Origin of the sequence: Cohnella sp. GCM10012308 (genome assembly GCF_042649185.1) — a bacterium.
In the GTDB taxonomy this organism is placed as follows: Bacteria; Bacillota; Bacilli; order Paenibacillales; family Paenibacillaceae; genus Cohnella.
In genome coordinates this window covers 54,678-74,994 of record NZ_JBHRYU010000004.1, presented here as the reverse complement: position 1 = coordinate 74,994, position 20,317 = coordinate 54,678, and the positions used below count along the sequence as shown (strand labels likewise).

Annotated in this window: 18 protein-coding genes; 8 read left to right on the top strand and 10 right to left on the bottom strand. The window is 60.6% G+C overall.

Annotation, left to right across the window (positions count from 1 at the left end):
• Nucleotides 1-294: 294 nt before the first annotated feature.
• Nucleotides 295-912: a TetR/AcrR family transcriptional regulator gene (locus ACFOTD_RS07230; protein ID WP_378117194.1), complete on the bottom strand. Its 618-nt coding sequence runs from the start codon at nt 910-912 to the stop codon at nt 295-297.
• A gap of 177 nt (nt 913-1,089) precedes the next feature.
• Between ACFOTD_RS07230 and ACFOTD_RS07225 the strand changes: the two genes are divergently transcribed.
• The 3 genes from ACFOTD_RS07225 (at nt 1,090) to ACFOTD_RS07215 (ending at nt 4,216) form a co-directional block, all read left to right on the top strand.
• Nucleotides 1,090-2,271, top strand: a complete 1,182-nt coding sequence (locus ACFOTD_RS07225) for a YhgE/Pip domain-containing protein (RefSeq protein WP_378117192.1) — start codon at nt 1,090-1,092, stop codon at nt 2,269-2,271.
• 275 nt (nt 2,272-2,546) lie between these two features.
• Nucleotides 2,547-3,080 (top strand): GNAT family N-acetyltransferase, encoded by a 534-nt coding sequence (locus ACFOTD_RS07220; protein ID WP_378117190.1) that lies wholly within the window; start codon nt 2,547-2,549, stop codon nt 3,078-3,080.
• A gap of 107 nt (nt 3,081-3,187) precedes the next feature.
• Nucleotides 3,188-4,216, top strand: a complete 1,029-nt coding sequence (locus tag ACFOTD_RS07215) for a M14 family zinc carboxypeptidase (RefSeq protein WP_378117188.1) — start codon at nt 3,188-3,190, stop codon at nt 4,214-4,216.
• 115 nt (nt 4,217-4,331) lie between these two features.
• Here ACFOTD_RS07215 and ACFOTD_RS07210 read toward each other — a convergent pair whose 3' ends face one another.
• Nucleotides 4,332-5,171 carry an anti-sigma factor gene (locus ACFOTD_RS07210; RefSeq protein ID WP_378117186.1) on the bottom strand — a complete coding sequence of 280 codons (840 nt, stop codon included), beginning with the start codon at nt 5,169-5,171 and terminating at the stop codon, nt 4,332-4,334.
• On the bottom strand, nt 5,155-5,745 hold the full coding sequence (locus ACFOTD_RS07205) for an RNA polymerase sigma factor (protein ID WP_378117184.1): 591 nt from the start codon (nt 5,743-5,745) through the stop codon (nt 5,155-5,157). Before ACFOTD_RS07205 ends, ACFOTD_RS07210 begins: the two co-directional genes overlap by 17 nt.
• 179 nt (nt 5,746-5,924) lie before the next feature.
• Between ACFOTD_RS07205 and ACFOTD_RS07200 the strand changes: the two genes are divergently transcribed.
• The 4 genes from ACFOTD_RS07200 (at nt 5,925) to ACFOTD_RS07185 (ending at nt 9,212) form a co-directional block, all read left to right on the top strand.
• Nucleotides 5,925-7,544 carry a copper amine oxidase N-terminal domain-containing protein gene (locus tag ACFOTD_RS07200; RefSeq protein WP_378117183.1) on the top strand — a complete coding sequence of 540 codons (1,620 nt, stop codon included), beginning with the start codon at nt 5,925-5,927 and terminating at the stop codon, nt 7,542-7,544.
• A gap of 184 nt (nt 7,545-7,728) precedes the next feature.
• Nucleotides 7,729-8,112, top strand: coding sequence for a RidA family protein (locus ACFOTD_RS07195; protein ID WP_271754497.1), 384 nt, complete (start codon nt 7,729-7,731; stop codon nt 8,110-8,112).
• Nucleotides 8,113-8,302: 190 nt separating this feature from the next.
• The gene (locus ACFOTD_RS07190) at nt 8,303-8,659 is read left to right on the top strand and encodes an ArsR/SmtB family transcription factor (RefSeq protein ID WP_378117180.1); all 357 of its coding nucleotides are present in this window, start codon (nt 8,303-8,305) and stop codon (nt 8,657-8,659) included.
• A 37-nt stretch (nt 8,660-8,696) separates the two neighbouring features.
• Nucleotides 8,697-9,212 (top strand): SRPBCC domain-containing protein, encoded by a 516-nt coding sequence (locus tag ACFOTD_RS07185; protein ID WP_378117178.1) that lies wholly within the window; start codon nt 8,697-8,699, stop codon nt 9,210-9,212.
• Nucleotides 9,213-9,342: 130 nt separating this feature from the next.
• Here ACFOTD_RS07185 and ACFOTD_RS07180 read toward each other — a convergent pair whose 3' ends face one another.
• Nucleotides 9,343-10,386, bottom strand: a complete 1,044-nt coding sequence (locus tag ACFOTD_RS07180; protein ID WP_378117176.1) for a YheC/YheD family endospore coat-associated protein — start codon at nt 10,384-10,386, stop codon at nt 9,343-9,345.
• Between the two features lie 191 nt (nt 10,387-10,577).
• On the opposite strand from ACFOTD_RS07180, the gene ACFOTD_RS07175 reads away from it, so the two are divergent.
• Complete coding sequence (locus ACFOTD_RS07175; RefSeq protein WP_378117174.1) at nt 10,578-11,813, top strand: exosporium glycoprotein BclB-related protein; 1,236 nt, start codon at nt 10,578-10,580, stop codon at nt 11,811-11,813.
• 79 nt (nt 11,814-11,892) lie between these two features.
• On the opposite strand, the gene ACFOTD_RS07170 is transcribed toward ACFOTD_RS07175, so the two are convergent.
• From ACFOTD_RS07170 to ACFOTD_RS07145, 6 genes are all read right to left on the bottom strand, one after another.
• Nucleotides 11,893-12,444, bottom strand: coding sequence for a hypothetical protein (locus ACFOTD_RS07170; protein ID WP_378117172.1), 552 nt, complete (start codon nt 12,442-12,444; stop codon nt 11,893-11,895).
• Nucleotides 12,445-12,605: 161 nt separating this feature from the next.
• Nucleotides 12,606-13,523, bottom strand: coding sequence for an aldo/keto reductase (locus ACFOTD_RS07165; protein ID WP_378117170.1), 918 nt, complete (start codon nt 13,521-13,523; stop codon nt 12,606-12,608).
• A gap of 128 nt (nt 13,524-13,651) precedes the next feature.
• Nucleotides 13,652-16,708 (bottom strand): glycoside hydrolase family 2 TIM barrel-domain containing protein, encoded by a 3,057-nt coding sequence (locus ACFOTD_RS07160; protein WP_378117168.1) that lies wholly within the window; start codon nt 16,706-16,708, stop codon nt 13,652-13,654.
• 330 nt (nt 16,709-17,038) lie between these two features.
• Complete coding sequence (locus tag ACFOTD_RS07155) at nt 17,039-17,860, bottom strand: carbohydrate ABC transporter permease (RefSeq protein WP_378117166.1); 822 nt, start codon at nt 17,858-17,860, stop codon at nt 17,039-17,041.
• A complete protein-coding gene (locus ACFOTD_RS07150; RefSeq protein ID WP_378117164.1) occupies nt 17,857-18,819 on the bottom strand; it encodes a carbohydrate ABC transporter permease in 963 nt (320 codons plus the stop codon). The genes ACFOTD_RS07155 and ACFOTD_RS07150 overlap by 4 nt, the downstream gene beginning before the upstream one ends.
• Before the next feature lie 22 nt (nt 18,820-18,841).
• Complete coding sequence (locus tag ACFOTD_RS07145) at nt 18,842-20,233, bottom strand: extracellular solute-binding protein (RefSeq protein WP_378117162.1); 1,392 nt, start codon at nt 20,231-20,233, stop codon at nt 18,842-18,844.
• Between the last annotated feature and the right edge of the window lie 84 nt (nt 20,234-20,317).

Here is a 20,317-nt window from a genome sequence, read left to right as displayed (position 1 = left end):
CGCCCGGGCATCAGGATAAGTGGACCGTGCGTCCGCTATTTTCGCAAAAGTGTGCATTTAAGGGGGCGTTGCGGACCGTGGATGCGTTATTCCTCCTGAAAGCTGCCCCCAAGCTGCGAATTCACGCAAATAACGGATGCTGTGTCCGGGACCGCGGCGAAAACGTAAAATAGGCACGAATAACGGATTCTGTGTCCGATAAGGACCGGAGCGGCCGCAAGAAAGGCGCACACGGAGCCCGATAAACGTAACAGGTTGCGCAGAACAGTCACACCGCGTTTTCACACCGCGCTTTTATTCCACCAACTCCGGCTTCTTCCGAATGCCGCTCGAAACGAGCGGGCCGTAGCTCATTAGGTTGACCATCATCTTGGCCATCTGCCTGGGCGCGAGCTGGCGGCCGGTGTCCAGCCAGTGCGTGACGATGCCGAAGTTGGCGGAGGCGATGTAGGAGACGAGGTAGTCGAGCGGTACGGCCCGATCTTCAGGCGACAAGGTCCCCAGCTTGGCCTGAATCCGGGTGGCGAACAACTCCCGCAGCTGTCGGGCGAAGGACAAGTCGCCTTGCTGGCCGAGCATGATGCGCAGAAATTCCCCATGCCGGGCGATTTCCTCGAAGATGGCGATGCTGACCGGATAAGGCTCCTCCTTGTCGATGTATCGGATCGCTTCCGTAATATCGAGCTTCTCGACGCAGCCGCGCACGCGGGTGAATACGTCGTCCTTCAGCTGCTGCAGCATGTGTCCCACATCCCGGTAATGCAAATAAAACGTGCCGCGGTTGACATCCGCACGGTCGGCGACGTCGGTGACCGTGATCGCATCGGCGTTTTTTTCTTGCAGCAGCGTCATGAGCGCATCGTAGAGCAGCTGCCTGGTTCGCGCTTTTCGTCTGTCCAACTTTTCCGTCATCGCGACTCCCCCGTTCTTTTTTTGCGTTAATCAACAGCTTGTCGTCGATCTGCCGATTAATGAACATCGCGTCCTTACATTGACGATTGAACGTCGCTCTCTCTTTATTATAATGAACGTAGTGAACATTAATCAACATGGTGTTCAATAAAGTGTACAAGAGGAGCGGATCGAGAGATGGCGATATTCAAACAAAAAATCGTATGGATCGGAACGTTGATCGTCCTGATCGTACTGGTCGTATTCGGAGCTGCGATGATGGGCTCGGTGCTCGGAGCCAAGCCGAAGGAGGTGCCGGTGGCGCTTGTCGTGCTTGACCAACCGGCCGAGCTGCCGGGCGGCGGGACGCTTGCTGTAGGGGAGATGCTAAAGGAGAAGCTGACGTCGAATGCGCAGCTGCCGATCGCCTGGACGGTCGTCGGTTCCGAGGCCGAAGCGCGCAAGGGGCTGGACGATCGGCAATATTACGGCGCCATGATCGTGCCGGCGGATCTTAGCTCGGGCGTCGCCTCTTTGGCCAGCGCCGCGCCGAAGCCGGCAACGGTTAAGATCATTGCGAACGAAGGCTGGAATACGCAGGCTGCCACCGTCGTAAAGCAGGGGCTCGCCCAGGCGATGCGGCTCGCCGGCGCGGAGCTGTCGAAGACGACGCTCGAGCAAATCGGCGCGCAAACGCAGCAAGTGTCCGTGACGACTGCGTCGGCGCTGCTCTCTCCTATTGTCGTACAGGAAGAGACGATGCATGCGGTAGGCGTCAATAACGCGTCCGGCAACGCGCCGGGTCTGCTCACGCAGATCATGTGGATGGGCAGCCTGGTATCGGCGCTGATTTTATTCTTTGCAGGCGGCGCAGCCATAAAGGCGGGATCGCGCCGGCCGGCCGCGATCGTCTGGCAGCCCGTCGCGGGCATCGTGCTTACCGGACTTGCTTCGGCCTTCCTCGTCTGGGAAGCGTCCTCCTGGTACGGCATGGAGCTCGCTGAGGCGACGCAAACCTGGTTGTTCCTGTGGCTCGCCGGCGCAGCCTTCTACATGATTCAAGCCGCGCTGCTCAACTGGATCGGAATGCCGGCGATGGCGATCCTGGTCCTGCTGATGTTCTTCTCGATGCCGATGCTGAACATGGCGCCGGAGTTCCTGTCGACGGCATCGCACGACTGGATCTACGCCTGGACGCCGCTGCGTTTCGCAGCCGTCGGGCTGCGGGAGGTTATGTATTTCGGCGGCATGGACGCTGTGTCCTCGAATGCCGCCGTCCTATGGAGCGTCGGAGGCGGCTTCCTGCTGCTGCTGATCGGTTCCGGCTGGAAGCGGATGAAGCCCAAGACCCAAGAGCTTCCGACGCCGGAAGCGGCCTGATCCTTCTTTACAACGGCTGAAGAACGTTTTATTCTGAATTCATATTGTATTCGGAAGGGGAATTCATCCCTTATGCCAGTTTCCTTGTAACGGACGAAGCGCGCGCAAAAATCTCGTGATTTCATAGACGGGATACGTGCGTCTTCATGAGTCGCTGCAAGGGACTTCGAGACAAGTATGCGAACGATACTTGCGGAGTGCCTTTCTTAAGGCGCTCCGCTTTTTTTGATTCTGATTCAGCCGAAAACAACGATAACCGACGAGGTGCTTCCCAAATGACACGTTCCTTTACGATAGATACCGATTCGATCCGCCTCCGCGCGTTCGCGCCGCAGGATCTGGACGCGATGCGCGCGCTTACCATGCAGACGGAAATTACCGACCTCCTGCCCGATTGGGCGATGACCGAGGCACAGCTGACAGATTTCCTGTCGTTCATCATCGGCAGCTACGCCCGCTTCGACCCGGAAGACGTGCGTATCCTGCTCGCGATCGAGCACAAGGACGACGAACGGTTGATCGGCTGGTGCGGCGTATTTCCGAACGATCTGCTGGATCCCGCGGAGCGCGAGGTGGCATATGCCGTTTCCAAGGACTATCGCAACCGCGGTTATGCTACAAGTGCTGTCCAAGCGATGCTGGCATGGATATTCCGGCATACCCGTCTCGAACGGGTAGCTGCCATCGTGAAGCCCATGAACGATGCATCTCGCAGCGTGTTGCTGAAGGCGGGGGTCAGTACCATCGATCGCCGAAGACTTCCCAACGGCCAAGAATATGACTGCTTCGAGGCGCACAGCCATCGCTGAATTGTTCAAAAACGATGCGGAAAATGGAAAGCGTCTTCGCCGGCGCTCCTGCATAATACAAAGGAACAAAACAGCGCTTACGACAACGGTCGCAGGAGGAATCGATCTTGGAGGCATCGTTCTGGAAAGGGAAGCTGACGCACATCGAGGACGCGATGGCGAATCTGAGCCTTGGCACAGCGAGCGTGCTGACCGAGTCGGCGGGAGGCCGCAGCGTCTATCTGGCCGAGTACGGCGGCAAGCAGGATTTCGGCAGGCAGGCGAACTACGGCTCGGCCTGCGGCGCGCGCGATCCGTCGAAGTATGCGAGCAAAGGCGAGGACGCAAAGCCCGTGCTTCTTATCGTCGGCGGCGTGCATGGCGGAGAGCTTGAAGGCATCGTCGGCGTGATGAATCTGATCCGTCTGCTCGAGACCGGCGAGGATTACCGGGGGCGGCGGTACGATTTCCTTTATGAAAATGCCGGCCGTTTCCGTCTCCTGCTCATTCCCTGCATGAATCCCGACGGCCGGGCGCGTCTGCCCGTCGATTCGCTGATCGGCGTGCCGTACGAGCAGTTCGTTTATTATATGCAAGGCTCCTGGAAGGACGGCTCTCTCTGCCGGTGGCCGGATTGCAAGGCGGTTCATCCGATCAAGGAAGCTTCTGCGTTCCTCGGCTCCTACTTTAACGATGACGGCGTCAACATGATGCACGACAATTTCTTCGCTCCAATGGCGAAAGAGTCGGCTGCGCTGCTCGGGCTGGCGGACCGCGAGGCGGTCGACTTCCACATGTCGCTCCACGGGGGCGCCGACACGGCCGTGCATTTTCCATGGATTCCGTATCTGCCGGTCGACGTCAAGCGCAGGCAGCAGGACTTTAACCTTCGGATGGCGGAAGCGCATCGCGTACGGGGACTGCCGTTCGACGTTGTCGAACAGATGGTGCAGGACGGGGAGACGTACCCCTATCCGTCGTTCAACCTGACTACGGCGGTCCACCATGCATGCGGGGGGCTCAGCATGACGTACGAATCCAACATGGGCATCGACGGGCCGGGACTCCGCTTTACGCCGGACGAGATTCTCGACTGTCACTTCCTGCTGTTCGAGCAAATGTTCCGGTTTGCGCTCGAGGAGCGGGCGAAGTCCTAACCAAGCAACAATCGCAAGGAAGCCGCCAGGCGCTGGCGGCTTCTTTGCGTTGTTGATGTCGGTGCAAGCGTAATCCGGACCTGCATTCTCTTAAGACACGAAGAGAAGCGGACTCTCAGGCACTAAGCGAAGCGGCCAGGACGATCTCTCCGCGCGGCTGGTCGCCGAACGCATCCGGCTCGAGCGTGATCGCCACCGTATCGTAGCCGCCGTTTTTCAGCGTGTAATAAAGGGCGCCGGTTCCCTGATCGGATAAGAAGGTGCCTGCGCTGAATTTCTCCTGGCCTTTGATCAGCCAAACTTGGTAGGCTTCGTTGCCCTGGAGCTTCGGCAGCTGTTCCGCCTGCACGAGCAGATGGGTGCCATTCTTGTCGATGACGATGGTGGCGAGGCCCGTCGCCACGATGTCCGCCGCAGCCGGATTCAGCTTGACGGCTTGGTTGACCTTCAACTCTTGAACCGGCGCGCTGCCGGCATCCGCGAGCTCGCCCCGCAGGTCGCTGACCTGTCCCCGCAGCTGGGCGGCGTACAGCAAGAGCGCGAGCAATGCCGCGACGAGCCCGGTCGTCACGAGTTTCATATATGCTGGTGTACGTCTCGCCGTTGTCGTGAAGAGGGGGGCGCTCGGAGTCGGATCTGTCTGCTGCGACGGAGGCTGTATCGATCGTCGCGCCTCGACTTGCGACTCGGGAGTCGACGCCGCCGGCTCTGTGCCTGCCGAGACATTCTCTTCGAGCACGTTGGCCAGGATTCTTTTCTTCATCCCTTCCGGAACGGGCTGAGGCTCCGCCGCCGCCGGCAGCAGGCCGACGATGTCCGCGAGCTCATGGCGCTGCTCCCGACACGACGCGCACGAGGACAGATGAGCCTCGAAGCGCAAGGCCTCCTCCTCCGTGAGGCCGCCCAGCACGTACAGCTCCAGCAGGTCGCAGGTACGATCATGAGGTTGTGTCATAGGGGGTTCGCCTCCTTTCCAAATCTCCGAGCCGGTCCTTAAGCTGCTTCATCGCCAGGCGCACCCGGCTCTTGACCGTGCCCAACGGAATGCCTTGCCGTTCGGACACCTCATGCTGCGAATAGCCTTGATAATAAATGAGGTCCAGCACCTGCTGCTGGTCGGGGTTAAGCGTCGCTAGCGCATTTTTTAACTGCTCGCCCGTCCATTTGATATCGTATTCTTCTTCGGGACCGACAGCCGTATCAGGCATCCGCGCGAACTGTTCGGCATCCGCCGTCTGGCTTGTCGTGCGATTCTGCCGCTTGCGAAGCTGATCGATCGCGATATTGCGGGTCACCGCGAAAATCCAGGTCGTCAGCTTGCCCAGCGAAGCGTCGTAGCGCTCCGGTTGATTCCATATTCGCATAAATAATTCCTGCACGACTTCTTCGGCCAACATCGCGTCTTGGGCAAACCGGTAAGCGAAGGCGTACACCGCCTTCTCGTACCTGTCGTAGAGCACTTCGAGCGCCGAGGCGTCTCGTCCGGCGATGCGCCGCATCATCTCTATATCTGACGCGATATCGTTCATCGAGGAGCTCCTTTCCTGAACTCCCATTCATTATAAAGGTTCGAAATTGAAATTACAGCGGATCACTTTTTTAAAAAAAATAGGCCCGGGCGGTGATCCGAACTTAAGCGGCGTCCGTTACACCTTGCAGAACCGTCAAGCAAGCCGGCGGCCACCTCACCGTAAAAGGAGTGTTCCTCATGAACGGACTACGCGTCAAAATCACAGGTTTGCTCTTATCGCTATTGCTGCTGGTGCCCGCTTTCGCGAGCGCGCATACAGTCAATACGAAGGGACCGACGCCCGACTTGCGCTCGGCGCTCGGCCAACTGCTCGGCGAGCATGCGCTGCTCGCGATCGCCGCGATGCAAAAGGGGTACGACGGCGCTCCTGACTTCGCGCAAGCGGCGGGCGCGTTGAATCAAAATACCGACGATCTGTCCGCCGCGGTCGCCTCCGTATACGGCGCCGACGCCGGCGCGGCGTTCAAAAAAGTATGGTCCTCGCACATCGGCTACTTCGTCGACTATGTCAAAGCGACGTCGGCCAAGGATGAAGCGGGCCGCGCCAAGGCCGTCGCCGATCTGGAATCGTACCGAATGGCGCAAGCCAAGTTTTTCGCCGGCGCCAATCCGAAGTACTTCGACGAGAAGACGATCGCGGACGGCCTTAAGATGCACATCGACCATCTGCTCGCCGCATTCAACGATTATGTGGGCAAAAACTACGCGGCTGCGTATGACGATGCCAAGACGGCTTATGCGCACATGTACATGACCGGCGATGCGCTGGCAGGAGGCATCGCGGCGCAGTTCCCGGCGAAGTTCACGGATGCCGTCGCCTCCAATCCCGCATCCGACCTGCGCTCGGCGCTGGAGCAAAAGCTTGGCGAGCATGCGCTGCTGGCGATCCTCGCGATGCAGAAGGGGATCGACGGCGCGCCCGACTTCGCAGCGGCCGCCGCTTCGCTTAGCCGCAACACCGACGAGCTGTCCGCCGCCGTTGCCTCCGTATACGGCGCGGCTGCCGGCGAAGCCTTCAAGAAGGTCTGGTCCTCGCACATCGGCTACTTCGTGGACTATGTGACGGCAACCGGCGCGAAGGACGAGGCCGGCAAAAAGACGGCGGTCGCCGAGCTGGAAGCGTACCGGATGGCGCAAGCCAAGTTTTTTGCGGAAGCCAATCCCGCGAACTTCAGCCAGCAAGCGATCGCCGACAGCCTGAAGATGCATATCGATCACCTGCTGAATGCGTTTGACGCTTATGTGGCCAAAGACTACGCCGGCGTCTATAACGACGCCCGCACGGCTTATGCCCATATGTTCCCGACCGGCGCCGTTCTCGCCGCGGGCATCGCGGCTCAATTTCCCGAGAAGTTCCACACGGCCGCGCCTGCTCCGGAGGTCATGAAGGTCTGGTTTAAGGTGGGCTCCGATCAATTGATCATCGACGACAAGGAAACGACGATGAACACGAAGCCGTATATGGACAACGGAACCAACTATATCCCGCTGCGCTATCTCGCCGAAGGCATCGGTGCCAAGGTGACCTGGGATCGTGCCGCTCAGTCCGTATGGATCGACGCGGGCGACGCCAAGGCGCAGTTCTGGGTCGGCAAAAAGTACATGGAATTGAACGGCAAGCGCATGGAAATCGGGTATCCGGTCATGCTGAAGGACAATCGCGTGCAGGTGCCGGTGCGCTTCATCGCCGAGCTGTTCGGCTGGGACGTTGCCTGGAACGCCAAGGACTGGTCGATCACGCTGACGAAGACCATGGAGACGAATGCGTCGGCCGATATGGCGGGCATGCATCACTGAAGACCGAGAAGCGGGGGAGCGATCCCTCGCTTCTTTTTTACGCAAGGGGTCGATTGCGGGCAGGTTGCGCGAAGCGCGCCGGACATATAGGATGGAAAGGAGAAGATGCGCCGCTTCCCGAGCGGAACGTCCGCAGGCAGCCGAAGGCGCTCACTTAACGAGGTATCGAGGAGGCATTCCACCAATGAACCAAGCCGTATCCACCGCCCAAGCGCCAGCCGCGATCGGGCCTTACTCCCAAGCCGTGCTCGCAGGAGGCTTCCTGTTCGCATCGGGTCAGATCCCGCTCGACCCGGCTACCGGCGCGATCGTCGAGGGCGGCATCGAAGCGCAGACGCATCGCGTGCTGCAAAACCTGAAGGCTGTCGTCGAAGAAGCCGGTCTCTCGCTCGGCGACGTCGTGAAGACGACGATCTTCCTGGACAGCATGGACGATTTTGCGAAGGTCAACGAGATCTATGCGAGCTACTTCGACGGCGGCGTGCTGCCTGCCCGCGCGACCGTTCAGGTCGGCAAGCTGCCGAAAAACGCGCTCGTCGAAATCGACTGCATCGCGCATCGCGGTTGAGCGGTAGCCGGTGTTTCTGACAGCTAAGACCGTTCTCCATGAAGCCGCCGCAAAAGGCGGCTTTTATTATATTTTAAATATTCCTTTACAGGAATATTCCTTATAGTGTATATTGTGTTCATCGGGAAAATAACCTGATGGCGAAGGAGATGAAACGCCGGGACGATCACACATTGAAGAGGTGAACGACATGTCGGGGAATCAACCGGGCATGGACATGGCGGCGCTGGGCGCGCTTGCCGAGCCGAACCGCATGCAGATCGTCGAGCTTCTGCGCGACGGCCCCCTCACGGTAGGGGAGATTGCCGACAGGCTGGGGATGCGGCAGCCCCAAGCCTCCAAGCATCTGAAGGTGCTCGGGGACAATGGAATCGTAGAAGCGAGGGCCGACGCCAACCGGCGGATTTATAGGCTGCGCCCCGAACCGTTTCGGGCGCTGGATACATGGCTAGGCTCCTTCCGCCGTCTCATGGAAGAGCGGTTCGACAAGCTGGACGACTACTTGCGGGAGTTGCAGGAGAAGGAACGAACGGAAGGGCCTCAGTAAGATCCAAATACGAATTTTAACCGAGGAGGAATTTATGATGTCTAACAATGCCATGGTGTCGAGAGTAGAGGGAGATCGGGTACTGGTGCTGGAGCGCGTATTCGACGCGCCGCGCGAGCTCGTGTTCAAAATGTTCAAGGAAGCCGAGCATCTGAAGCGCTGGTGGGGACCGCGAGGCTGGGAAGTGCCGGTATGTACCGTCGATTTTCGTCCGGGCGGCGTGTGGCACTACTGCATGAAGTGCGAAGACCCGAATCAAGGCCAGTTTTACGGCATGGAGTCGTGGGGGAAGGGCGTGTACAAGGAGATCGTCGAAGGGGAAAAAATCGTGTACGTCGACTACTTCTCCGATGCCGAGGGCGGTACTAACGAGGCGCTGCCGTCTACCGAAGTCACGATGGAATTCATCGATGCGGGCGGCAAGACGAAGCTGGTCAGCAGCAGCCTGTACGCGTCCGCCGAAGCGCTTAAGACTGTCATGGACATGGGCATGCTGCAAGGAATCACCGAGACGTGGGATCGTCTCGAGGAGCGCCTGAACGCGGTCAAGTAAATTTGCAAATTGAAGCTTGGCGAGCAAGACGGGATGAAGCAGAATGATTTTCTGCCTCATCCCGTTTGTGTTTTGAGTCGAGGTTTACCCGTTTGAGCCGGTTATTGACGCATCGCGGCGCCAACAACGCCTATCGACGCAGTCCCGCCAGATAACGCGCGTAGGCCATTGGCCTCCGATAGATACGTCTGGCGATCTCCTTATCTTCAAGCTCATTATAGAGTACCTTGTCCGGTTTGCCGTTCATCTCGATCAGCCAAGGCCGATGCTGCGGATCCAGCAGGAAGTCGACGCTCATCTCTCCGAGCGGGCCTAACCGGGCTTCGACTTCGGCGGCGGCGCGAATGCCGACGTCATGCAGCGCGTGCAAGATGCGGTCGCTCATCCAAGCAGGGAATGACCGTCGCAGCAGCTCCGTCGCGTCGCAAACGTCCTCGCAAACCGACGTATTGAAACAATCCGAATAGGCGATGCGCGAGACGAGCGTCGATGGCGCCCATTTTCCGTCCCCGTTTTTCTGCAAGAGCGCACGAATGTCAAAATGTCGGCCGTCTACCGTGGACGTCTGGATGCCTTGCTGAATAAGATAGGGCTTAGAACCGAGGAGGCCGGCAATCATCCGTATGCCTTCTCTCAACGATCTGGCGATATACTGCGGCGCAAGATGGTGCTCGCCGACGTGCACTTCGCCGCGCTCCGTGTATTCGACCCGGTACACGCCGTTGCCGCGCGCGCCATAAAAAGGCTTCAGATATAGCAGCGGGTGAAGGCCGAGCATTTCTTGCAGGGCCGTCGGCGAATAAAGGCGGCTGTCGGGGATCAGCGATCCGACCTCGGATGGCTTAAGCCACCCGTAAAGCGCCCACTTGTCGAAATAATTGACGCGGTTGAAGCAGATGCCTCCGTTCATATGCTCCTCCAGACGGAGAATGAGGTCGGGGCGATCGTTAAAAATCCGGTTATAGACCGCGTCCGGAAACGGAAATGAGTATTCCTCGCAGCGGTCTTGGTCGTACAATAGGCCGGCGATGCGCAGACGTTTCCAGTCGATGTCGTCGGGACAGAAGGCGAATAACTCCGTCTCCGGCTGATGCTGGCGTCCGTAGGCGCGCAAAATGCGCAGCCGTTCGGCCCTGTCCGGGATTAATATCCCGACAAACGGGCGAGCAGTCAAATGTACCCCCTCCTGTCCCACTGCTAATGTTAATTGATGCACGAGGCGGCTTGCCCGCATGGGACAACGGCATATCTGGCAGGAAAAGGGCGTATATATGGATAGGATCGGCGTCTTGCGGACGAACCGGCCTGGACCGTATGGACCGGGTAAGCGGTTCGCCGTCAAATCAGGGATAGGCGGGTGAGCGTATGGGAAGACAACCAGGGCCGCCGGGACCTCCGGGACCGCAAGGACCGCAAGGACCGCAAGGACCGCAGGGACCACAGGGGCCGCAAGGGCTTCAAGGCGCAAACGGGCTAACAGGGCTGACCGGGGCTACGGGCGCTACGGGAGCTGCCGGCGCAAACGGGCTCATTGGGCCGGTAGGACCGGCAGGACCGGCGGGCGCAACGGGAGCGACGGGCGATCCGGGTGATCCGGGGGCGACGGGGCCAACGGGTGCAACCGGAGCTACGGGTGCCGGCGTTACAGGAGCGACTGGCCCGACGGGGCCGACGGGACCGACAGGTCCGACGGGCGATCCGGGCGTGGCTGGTGCCGCAGGCGCAACGGGAGCGACAGGCGAAGCCGGCGCATTGGGCGCGACGGGAGCGACAGGCGAACCTGGTATAACCGGGGCAACAGGTGCAACGGGCGATGCAGGCGCTTTGGGAGCAACCGGCGCTACGGGGGCAACGGGTGCTACAGGGGCTACGGGGTCAACCGGCGACACGGGCGCAACCGGTACCACGGGCGCAACCGGTACCACGGGGGCGACGGGTTTAATAGGCGCAACCGGGGACACAGGAGCAACGGGAACAACGGGAGCCACAGGTACAACAGGCGCTACCGGCACAACGGGAACGACCGGGGCCACAGGCGTAACGGGGGTCACGGGTACAACGGGCGTGACGGGAGCGACTGGCGCAGGCGCGATCATCCCCTTTGCCTCCGGCCTGCCGGTAGCCTTGACGACGATCGTGGGCGGCTTGGTCGGCACGTCCGGCATGGTCGGCTTTGGCAGCTCGGGCGACGGCGTGAGCATCGTCGGCGGCGTCATCGATCTGACCGGCGCAGCGGGTACGCTGCTGAACTTCGCCTTCTCCGTCCCGCGGGCAGGCACTATTACTTCGCTTGCGGCCTATTTCAGCACGACGCTGGCGCTGTCCTTGGTAGGCTCGACCGTGACCATAACGGCCCAGCTGTACAGCTCAACGACGCCTAACAATACGTTCACCGCAGTTCCCGGCGCCACTGTCACGCTGGCGCCGCCGCTTACCGGCATCCTGGCCCTCGGTACCATCTCGAGCGGCCTCACGACCGGGCTCTCGATCCCGGTCACTCCAAGCACGCGCTTGCTGCTGGTCTTTTCGGCGACCGCTACGGGGCTCAGCCTGATCAACACCGCCGCAGGGTATGCGAGCGGCGGCCTGGGCATCAGTTAACGCTCAACGCAAAAAAAGGCGGACGCCGTTATGCGGCAGTCCGCCTTTTTGCCGGAACGGGGAAACGCCTCTTCCCGGCTTATCCCCGTCGATGTTTCCCGCTTTTTCTTTTCGAACCCCACTTGTTAATCGCTTTGCCGTCCGCGCCAACCGCATGCTGCTGCCGCGTCCCCCGGCTCTCGATCGCCGCGTTCGTACCGCCCGCGCTGTAGGTGCCGGCGCCGCTCGCGATCTGCGTGGCCGAAGCGTTCTGCAGCCGCTTCGCCAGCTTCACGATTTGCTCGTTAATGACGACGACAACCTCCTTGCCGCGACGCTCTGTACGCAAATGCGACTGCGGATACAAGGGGCCGCGATGCCGGCCGTTTTTCCGGCCGTCCTTGTTAACGGCCGTGCCCTCGGCGCCGACGCTCTGCTGCTGCCGCGTATACGGCGATTTGATAGCTGCGTTGCTGCCGGCCGCGCCGCTGTGTCCGGCGCCGCTAGCGATCTGCGTCGTGTTAGGCGCGTTGGTGAATTGCCGGTTGATGACGAACACGAGGCGGTCCAACTGCGAGAGCGGCGCCTTCGTGACGATCCTCCGCTTGCCCTTTTGGATGATTACCGTGATACGATCGTCCCTCTTGTACATCGATGCCAGCCCCGTTTCTCATATGGTGTGAATTATGAGTATGCGGCGAAAAAGAAGCCGGTCAGGGACAAGCGCACGTCGGGCACCAATTGGACGAAGGCGGGAGCGGGCGCGCCAAAAGCCCCGATCCGTCAGGACCGGGGCCGCATGCAAGGCAACGTTTAAGGCAGAATATTGCCGGCAGCGCGGTAAATATCGTACCACTCTTCGCGCGTCAGATGAATGTCGCTTGCCTTGACGCAGTCGCGGATGCGCTCGATGTTCATGGTGCCGGTGACCGGCTGCATGCGCGCCGGGTGGCGGAGCAGCCAGGCGATCGCGATCGTCGTGTTGCTGACCTCGTATTTCTTGGCGATCTCGTCGATCTTCGCGTTCAGCTCGGGGAACTCTTCGTTGTCGAGGAATACGCCCTTGAAGAATCCGTACTGGAACGGCGACCAAGGCTGAACGGTAATGTCGTTCAGGCGGCAATAATCCAGGATGCTGCCGTCGCGGTCAATTGCGGATTCGTTTTCCATGTTCACGTTGACGCCGTTCGAGATCATGTTGGCGTTCGTGATGCTGAGCTGCAACTGGTTCGCCACGAGCGGCTGCTTGACATGCTTTTTCAGCAGCTCGATCTGCATTGGCTTCTGGTTGGACACGCCGAAGTGGCGGACCTTGCCGGAGATCTCCAGCTTATCGAACGCTTCGGCGACTTCCTCGGGCTCGACCAGCGCGTCGGGGCGATGGAGCAGCAGGATGTCCAGGTAGTCGGTATTCAGGCGTTTCAGGATGCCGTCGACCGAGTTTAAGATATGTTCCTTGGAAAAGTCGAACGCGCCCTTGCGGATACCGCATTTGGACTGCAGAATGATCTTCTCGCGAATGTCGTCGTTCATATGAATGGCATCGGCGAAAATCTCCTCGCAGGCGCCTCCGCCATAGATGTCGGCATGATCGAAAAAGTTCGCGCCAACCTCGAGCGAAGCCTGAACGAAACGCTCGGCCTCCGCCTTCTCCAGAGAATTGATGCGCATACAGCCTACCGCGACTACGGGTACCTCGAGCGAGCTTGTCCCCAATTGAATCGTTCTCACTTCGAATGCCTCCTGCCTATGTTTAGGTATCGTTTACGGCACTATCATAACGCTTTCGCGCGAAGAGCGCCAGACGAACACGCGTTTACAAAAGCTGGGCTGCAAAATCCCGCGTCACGTGAGATGTTCTATAAGAACGAATGGATGCCGCGCAGGCGAACCATGCCCAGCAACTGCCCGACGGTCAGCGTCGCTTCGGGCTCGAAGCGGTCGCCTAAGACATAGTTCAACAACTCGCCGAACAAATATGCGGACTCGGGCCGTTTGAAGTCGGCCGGCGTCCGCCAGGCCAGCGTGGATACGAGCAGGCGGCCGGACCCGACGCGCGCTTCGAAGACGGCGGCAAGGCGCTTGATGCGGTTGAAGTTGTCCACGATCTCGACGATCGGACGGATGCCCGGCGTCGCGTCCAGACAGATGGCCGGCGTGCCGTTCAGCAGGTGGTACCATTGCCAGTCCGAGCGGCCATCGTGCGGGAAGCGTCCCAGCGCCGGGTGATCGCCGATAATCGCGCCCATCGTGCCGCCGGCCTGCTCCGAGAACATCAGATAATTCCAGAAGACGGGTAGGTACTTGGTCATAACGGCGTCGTACAGCTCCGATTCGCCGGCGAGCAGCAGCACGCGGCCTCCGGCGACCAGATGCTGGAGCACGTTGGCCGTCAGGCGTTCGACGACCGCGAGGCGGACGCCGCGACGGGCGGGATAGACGCGCGGATCGAAGCGCGCATTGGGCTCGTGGATCGCGCCGTACAGCACGGATTTCAGGGCCGGCGCGCTGGTCCATACCGCCTCTGCATCGCCGTGAGCGGCCCGGGGGAACGCCCAGAACGACCAGGCATTGCGAATCTCAGCATCGCTTTCAGCCGATCCGATGCCCGCCCACCATGCCTCGAGCACAAGCTCGGCGGCATCTGCGTCCGCGTGGCAGCCGACCTGAACGATGCCGGCCTCGGTCACTTCCCCGGCGTTTAGGCCTGCCACGGTCAGTTCCCCTTCCGCAAGCGTCAGCCCGCCCGAGGACAATCGCCATGCTACGCGTCCTTCCAATACGGGCGCCTCGCCGTAATGGGAGACGGACAATCGGACGGACACGCGCTCGCCCGCGAAAAGCGTTCGCGTGGCGCAGGACATCAGCAGTACCGTCGGTCCGTTGAAATCCAGCACGCGCTCCGGCTCGATCGTTCCTTTGCTGTCCCAGAACGCGTCTAGCAGTCCGGTCGTCGCATGGCCTTGCCCGGGAAAGTCGCGAATGTCCAGCAGCTGCACGCCCGCCGCGTCCGGCGTACGCCTCGCCCGCTCCATCGCTTCCTTGAGCGCCCGGGCCTGATGGATGCCGGTTGCATCAATGAACGCGGGCACGCGGTTCGAGAGTCCTTTTTCCTCGATCGTCTCCTCGATCGTCTCCAGCCAAGTCGGCCGGAGGACGCCCGTATACTTGGACTTCTCCGCCGGGCGCGCGTACATCGCGAACTGCGCATGCTCGTGTCCGATGATCGGCTTGGCGCTCAGCCTGGCGACGGCGGAAAAGTCGCGGTCGGTGGCGGGCATCGCAATCTCCTCGGTCTTGAGCGGCGCGTGCCAGTTGAACGACGGGATGAAGAACTCGCCCTCGCGGTCCTGCTCCGGCAGCTGCCCGAAGCCGGTATTGTCCGTCGCCAGCCGCGTCGGATCGAGCTCGCGCGCCAGCCTCACCAGCTCGTTCAGCCGCGGATGGCCGTTGTCTTCGATGAGCTCGTTGCCCATCGCGAACAGGACAAAGGACGGATGCGCGTTCAGCTGTGCGTAAATGCGCCTAAGCTCCGCTTCGAGGAAGGCGTCCACGTCGGCTGGCGGCTCGGCCCCGCGCGGCTGATAGTGCGCCGACCAATGCGGCAGCTCCGCCTGCACGAGCATGCCCGCCTCGTCGGCGGCTTCCCAGAACGGTTCGGGGGCAGTCCACCCGTGCAGCCGCACATGATTAAAGCCGTATGACTTCGCGATGCGGAATTGGCGCTCGTAATGAGCCTTATCCCAGACCGGGTACCCGGTCAGAGGGAAAATGCAGCAATCGACGTAGCCGCGCAGCCAGACGGGGCGTCCGTTCAGCAGCAGCCGTTTGCCGTCGGCTGCGAGCCGCCGCAGGCCGGGACGCCTTACCGTCCGGTCCAGCGTCTCGCCGTTTCGGACCAGCTCGAACGCGGCTTCATAAAGCTGTGGACGGGCGTCGCTCCAAAGGGCGGGCGCGTCGCCGATCTCGCAGATCAGCTCGGCGAAGAAGCTTGCAGGCGCGCCATTCGCACCGTTCGTACCGCTCGCGCTACCATCTCCACTCGCGCCACCATCGCCGCCCTCGTCGTCGCTGCAAAGCTCGCCGTAACCGCCGTGGATGCTGCTCTCGGGAGCGAGCGTCGCCGCCGCCCGGAACGTCCCGCCGTCCGGCGCGCGGAACGTCGCGACGACGGCGTCGCCCGCCGCGATCTCGCCGTCGGCTCTCACGCGGCAGCGGAAGAGGCACGCCTCCGGATCGGGCGCGATCGAGACAGCCTCGATTCGCGCGGGGGAGAGCCGTTCGAGCCGCACGCCGCCCGTAATGCCGCCCCAGGCAGTGGCCGTATGTCGCGTATGGATATGGCTGTCCGCGAGCGGCAGCCGCATCCGGTTGTCCACGCGGATGGCGAGCGCGTTGTCGCCTTGCCGGACAAGTCCTTCCAGCAGGTGCGTATGCGGTGCGGACAGGCTGTCTTGCCTGCCCGCATAGGCGCCGTTGACCCACACCTCCGTCGTCCAGCGCGCGCCCGCAATCGTCAACGCCCAGGCTGCAGCGGACAATCGATCCGCACCTTCGTCCGCACCGCCGCCCGCACCGCGGCCCCTAGCGTTCGCCACGCCGCCAGCCTCCGCGCCACTCGCTTCCCCAACGACCTCCGCCGCAGTCCCGGCCCGGTCCGCCGGCCCCCCGTGCCCGACGCAAAACGTCGTCCGATACCAAGCCGCTCCCTCGTACTCGCGCACCTTCGTCCACGTATCGATCTGCCCGTAAGGCGGCTCGTCCCCGTAGCCCTGCTCCTCCCAGGAGCCGGGCACCCGGATGACGCCTTCGCCGAAGGCGCCGTCCGGGGGTGGCGCATCCGCATACCGGTCGTCCCGATCGAGCAAGAATCGCCATTCCCCGTCTAGTTGCATATGTCGTTCGTACATTCGCATCGCGGCTACACTCCGTTCCACTGAGTAACTTTAAGTAACCTCCGCGCTTTCGGCATTCCGAGAATTGTGTCGCGGAGCCGATCGGCTGGTTTTAAGTGCATTTTTACATCTGTTTTGAGCCGAGTCCGACCGGCCGTTCAGTATAGCTGCAAATGTGCAGTTATTCGATCCGGTACGCTCTCTTGGGATGACCTTCGAGCTCGGATTAGCTGCATTTACGCAATTATCCGCGGCAAGAAGAGGCCATCCGACGCGATTAAATGCACAAATGCAGTTATCGCCGGCCAGCCTCAACATGCAGCACCCTACGTCAAAGAGGCTGCCGATCCATCAGCCCTTGACCGCTCCCGCGGTCAATCCCTTCATGAACGTTTTCGACCCCAGAATGAACAGGATCAGCACCGGCACGGTCGTCAGCGAGAGTGCGAGCATCCGCGCCGCGTAGTCGGTGCGGTGGACGATACCGAGGTTCGAGATGAAGATCGGCAGCGTATACCACTCCGATTTGTTGATCGTCACGAGCGGGAGCAGGTAGTTATTCCACGACCACAGGAAGACGAGCGTGGCGAGCGTCGCGAGACCCGGCTTCATGATCGGCAGCACGATTCGGGCGAAGATGCCCGGCTCCGAGCATCCGTCGATGCGCGCGCATTCCAGCAAGTCGTTAGGGATCGAGTCGCGGATGAACTGGACCATGAAAAACGCGCCGAACGGAAACGCCGCCCACACGAGAATGACCGGCCACAGCGTATTGCCGACGCCGAGGTTGCGCATTTCGATGATATAGCCGATCAGGCCGACCTGCGTCGGGACCATCATCGTCAGGATGACGAACGTCTGCAGCGCCTTCCGCCCGCGGAATTCGAACTTCGCGAGCGCGTAGCCGATGAGCGTGCTCGTCAGCGTCGCCAGGACGACGGATACGACGGACACGATCAGGCTGTTGAGGTAGACGCCCATGAAGTCGGCGGACATGACCGTTTTCAGATTATCCGCGAAGTAATTGCCGGGCAGGATCGGAATGCCTTTGAACAAGTCCTCGTTGTAGTGCGTGCCCATCACGATCATGATGTAGAACGGAAACAAAGACAGCAGCGAGATCGCGACCAGGCAGATCCACATGAGCGATTTCGTTGTTTTTGCCGCGTTCATCGCTTGTCCTCCTTTGGTGCCGTCAGCCTGTAGCTCAAGATAGAGAAGAACACGATAATGATAAACAGCGAGTAGGCGATCGAGGAGGCGTACCCGAAGCGCGTATTGGAAATGAACGATTCGTCCACGAATTTCCAAATGACGGTAAGCGCCGTGTTGTCCGGTCCGCCGACCTGCGCGGAGCCCGACCAGCCGCCGTACAGCAGCTTCGGTTCGTCGAACAGCTGCAGTCCGCCGATGACGGACGTTACGACGAGGAACACGGTGATGTTGCGCAGCAGCGGCATCGTAATCTTGCGAAACGTGTGCAGGCCCGTGGAACCGTCCATTTTGGCCGCCTCGTATACGTCCTGCGGAATGACCGTCATGCCGGCCATGAAGATGATCATGAAGTAGCCGAGATTGCGCCAGATGACCATCAAGGCGATGATCGCGCGCGAGCCCCAGGGATCCTGCAGCCAGTAGAAGCCTTCTTGCAGCCAGCCGAACTTGGTCAACAGCAGGTTGACGAGCCCGGTCTGCCAGTCGAACAGGTAGGAGAAGATGAAGCCGATCGCGACGGGCGTCGTGATGTAAGGCAGCACGTTGATCGTCTGGAAAAGGCGCTTGCCCCGCGTTAACTGGAACGTCCAGTACGCAAGCACGAGGCCGAGGATCAGCGTGAGGGGGATGAACATGAGCATCATGATCAGCGTGTTCCACAGCGACTTGATGAACAAGGGGTCGTTGGTCCACAGCTGAACGTAGTTTTTAAAGCCGATATACGTTTTCTCGCCGATGCCGTTCCAGTCATGCAGGCTCAGCACGAAGGAGTAGAGGACCGGGTACAGTTGAAAAGCCGCATAAGTCAGCACAAACGGCAGCGCGAAAAGATAGGGCCACAAATGTGGCCCCCATCTGCGTTTGCGGGATGCGGCGGAGGTGGCGGCGGCCGGTGCGAGGCTTTGTTCCGCGTTCACGTTCATCCCTCTATTCTGTAGGTTACTTGACGGTCGCGTCCGACGCCTTGTTTTTCGTTTCGGAGATGAATTTCTGCAGCGCGGCGTCAGCGGTGACCGACGTATCCTTCGTCCAGAGCGGATACAGCGCGTTGAACACGCCGTCCACGACCGAGTCGTACTTCGACTGCGGCTCGCCCTTCATGTCGGGCACGATCTTTTCCATAAAGTACTTCGCCAGGTTCTGGCCGCCGAAGAACTCATCATACGGTCCGGGCGTCTCGATCAGATCCTTGTGCGTCTCGTAGAACGACTTGGAGCCGGTCATGTTGCCGAACGTCTTGAAGTTGTAAGCGGAGCCTTCGTCTGACAGGTAGGCGTACTGCACGAACGCCCAGGCGGCTTCCTTGTTTTTGCTGTCCTTGTAAATGCCGACGGCAGTACCGCCGCGGGTGAAGCCGCCCTCCGGCGCCTTGACGAGACCCCAGCGTCCGGAGCCGTCCGGATCGTTGGCCGAGATATGCCACTTCGGACCCCACGGCGCCATCGGGTAGAACATGAACTCTCCCTTGGCCATCGAGGCCGACCAGGCAGGCGTCCATAGCTCGTTCTTGCCGAGGATGCCCGCGTCGCGCATTTCGAACAGGCGGTTCAGCGGTTCCTTGACCTTGGCGGTCAGGTCGACTTCGTTGCCGTTCACGTACGGCGCGAAGTTTTGGCCTTTGAGCGGGATGAAGGCGTCGCCGAGGCCTGGGAGCATGAGCACCTTGCCGCCGCTCTTGTCCTTCAGCTCCTTGCCCTTCGCGATGAAGTCGTCCCAAGTGGAGATCAGCTTCTCCAGCTCGGCGGGATCGTCGGTGCCCCAATATTCCTTGGCGAGGTCGCGGCGGTACGCGAACCCGGCCGGCGTAATCGCCTGATCGACCGCGATAACCTCGCCCTTGCCGTTCGAGATATACGGGATGGTGAAGTCGAGGACCGTACTCTTGTCAAAGTTGTACGGCGCGCCTTCGAGATTGTCCAATACGCCCAGGTCGAAAAGCTTGCCGCGGTAAGCGGATTCGCCGAGGATGACGTCCGGTACGTCCGAGCCGGAGGCGATGCCGCTCTGCAGCTTCTGCAGGTAGTCGTTCGGATTGACGACGGTCACTTCGACCTTGATGTTCGGGTAGGTTTTGTTAAATTCGGCGATCATGCCTTTCTGAAAAGCTTCGTCCCAATCCCACACCTTGACCGTGCCGCTGAGCTGCGTCGGATCGGCGCTTGCGGCGGGTGCGGAGGACGAGGCGCCTGCGCTGCTGGCCGCGGGAGACGAAGCGGAAGGCGATGAGGCGTTATTGTCTTTGCCGTTGCCGCCGCAGGCCGCGAGCGCGCCGGAGAGCAGGAGCAGCGAGAGCGCGCCGGCTGCGCGGCTTTTCGTGAGCAAGTGATTCACTTTGGATAGACCCCCTATAGAACTTCGTTGTAAGTGCTTGCATGAATATCGTAACCCGGGGGAGCCCGTGCGGATAATGCGGGA

Excerpts from the sequence above, each read along its gene's own strand:
- ACFOTD_RS07230 (WP_378117194.1), bottom strand. The coding sequence starts at position 912 with ATGACGGAAAAGTTGGACAGACGAAAAGCGCGAACCAGGCAGCTGCTC.
- ACFOTD_RS07225 (WP_378117192.1), top strand. The coding sequence starts at position 1,090 with ATGGCGATATTCAAACAAAAAATCGTATGGATCGGAACGTTGATCGTC.
- ACFOTD_RS07220 (WP_378117190.1), top strand. The coding sequence starts at position 2,547 with ATGACACGTTCCTTTACGATAGATACCGATTCGATCCGCCTCCGCGCG.
- ACFOTD_RS07210 (WP_378117186.1), bottom strand. The coding sequence starts at position 5,171 with ATGACACAACCTCATGATCGTACCTGCGACCTGCTGGAGCTGTACGTG.
- ACFOTD_RS07205 (WP_378117184.1), bottom strand. The coding sequence starts at position 5,745 with ATGAACGATATCGCGTCAGATATAGAGATGATGCGGCGCATCGCCGGA.
- ACFOTD_RS07200 (WP_378117183.1), top strand. The coding sequence starts at position 5,925 with ATGAACGGACTACGCGTCAAAATCACAGGTTTGCTCTTATCGCTATTG.
- ACFOTD_RS07195 (WP_271754497.1), top strand. The coding sequence starts at position 7,729 with ATGAACCAAGCCGTATCCACCGCCCAAGCGCCAGCCGCGATCGGGCCT.
- ACFOTD_RS07190 (WP_378117180.1), top strand. The coding sequence starts at position 8,303 with ATGTCGGGGAATCAACCGGGCATGGACATGGCGGCGCTGGGCGCGCTT.
- ACFOTD_RS07185 (WP_378117178.1), top strand. The coding sequence starts at position 8,697 with ATGTCTAACAATGCCATGGTGTCGAGAGTAGAGGGAGATCGGGTACTG.
- ACFOTD_RS07175 (WP_378117174.1), top strand. The coding sequence starts at position 10,578 with ATGGGAAGACAACCAGGGCCGCCGGGACCTCCGGGACCGCAAGGACCG.
- ACFOTD_RS07170 (WP_378117172.1), bottom strand. The coding sequence starts at position 12,444 with ATGTACAAGAGGGACGATCGTATCACGGTAATCATCCAAAAGGGCAAG.
- ACFOTD_RS07160 (WP_378117168.1), bottom strand. The coding sequence starts at position 16,708 with ATGCGAATGTACGAACGACATATGCAACTAGACGGGGAATGGCGATTC.
- ACFOTD_RS07155 (WP_378117166.1), bottom strand. The coding sequence starts at position 17,860 with ATGAACGCGGCAAAAACAACGAAATCGCTCATGTGGATCTGCCTGGTC.